Genomic DNA, 1568 nt, shown 5'->3' on the forward strand with positions numbered 1-1568 from the left:
GGTCGGTGCGATGGAGCAGGTGGAAAAGTCGCTCAAGGCCCATCCTGAATCGGCGCGGCCGTGGGTGTCCAAGGCCGAACTGCTGCAAAGCAACGGTGCCGACCCCGCCCAGGTGATGCTGGCCTATCGCGAAGCGCTCAAGCGCAACGGTGACGAGCTGCAGGCCCACGTCGGCGTGATGCGGCTGCTGATGGCGCAGCGTGACTTCGATGGCGTCGACAAGCAGTTGGCCGCACTGCGCAAGGTGCAGCCGAACAATCCCCTGGTGCTGTATTACTCGGCCACGCTGGCCTTCGAGAAGCGTGACCTGAAGAAGGCCGCCGAGTTGTCCCAGCAACTGCTGAAGATGGCGCCGCAGAACCCGTCCTTCCTGTACCTGGCCGGCACGATCGAATACGAGCGAGGCGGCTACCTCCAGGCCGTGGCCCACCTCGGCAAGGCGCTGCCGAATTCGCCGGCGCCAGGCCCCGTGCGCGTCCTGATGGCGCGTGCGCAGCTCCGCGCCGGCGATGCGCGAAAGGCGCTGGGGTTCGTGCTGCCGCTGCTCGATGACGAGAAGCTGGCCAGCTCCGAAGCCTATTCGGTGGCCGCCGATGCCCATCTGCAGATGGGGAACGGTGAAGCGGCCAAGCGCATGTACGCCCAGGCCGTCAAGCTCAATCCTGGCAACACGCGCGGCCGTACGGCCCTGGCCGTGGCTGAAATGACGGCGGGCCAGACCGAGCAGGCCATGGAAGAGCTCAAGTCCGTCGCCGCCAAGGATCCCGGTGTCGAGGCCGAAGTGGCGATGGCGATGTCGCTGTACCGCCGCAATCGCCTGGACGACGTCGCTGCGATCATCGATGCAGTGGAAAAGAAGCAGCCCGGCACGCCGGTGGCACCCTTGTTGCGCGGACGTACCGAGCAGCTGCGCGGCAATCGCGACAAGGCCCGCGCACATTACGAAGAGGCTTTGCGGCGCCTGCCGTCCTATATGGCTGCCGCCACCGTGCTGGCGGCCATGGACTACGAGGATGGCAAGCCGGCAGCCGCGGTCGGCCGCTTCGAAAAGGTCGTCGCGGCAGATCCGCAGTCTATTGACGGCACCGTCGCACTGATCTCGGCGAAGACCCGGGCTGGCGCACGCGCGGAAGACATCCGCAGCCAGCTGGACGCTGCCATCAGGCGCTTCCCGGACCATCAGTTGCCCCGCCTCGCGCTGGTTTCTTACTTGATGGAAATTGGAGAGAACAAGCTGGCGAGCCAGATCGCCAATGAGACCGCCAGCCGTTTCACCGACAGCCCCAAGGTCTACGAGGCGGTGGGCCTGGCCGAGATGGCAGTCGGCAACCTGAATCAGGCCGCCCAGGCGTTCAACAAGATGACGACGCTGCAGCCGAACTCGGTGCTGCCCATGATGCGTATGGTCGACCTGTACGACGCGCGCAAGGATGCGCCAGCGGCGATGAGCCAGCTGCGCAAGGTGCTGGCCATCAAGCCCGACCATCTGCAAGCGCAGATGCGGCTGATCACGCTGCTGGGGCGCGCCGGCAAGATGGATGAGGCCCTCGCCATCGCCAAGTCCGTGC

General features: G+C 65.9%; 1 protein-coding gene. It reads left to right on the forward strand.

The genetic code is table 11. From position 1 onward, the window contains the following. On the forward strand, positions 1–1568 hold a 1568-nt coding region (locus tag AC1DU6_RS30600), incomplete at both ends, for a tetratricopeptide repeat protein (protein WP_477861850.1).

It is taken from the genome of Roseateles sp. P5_B10, assembly GCF_056400485.1.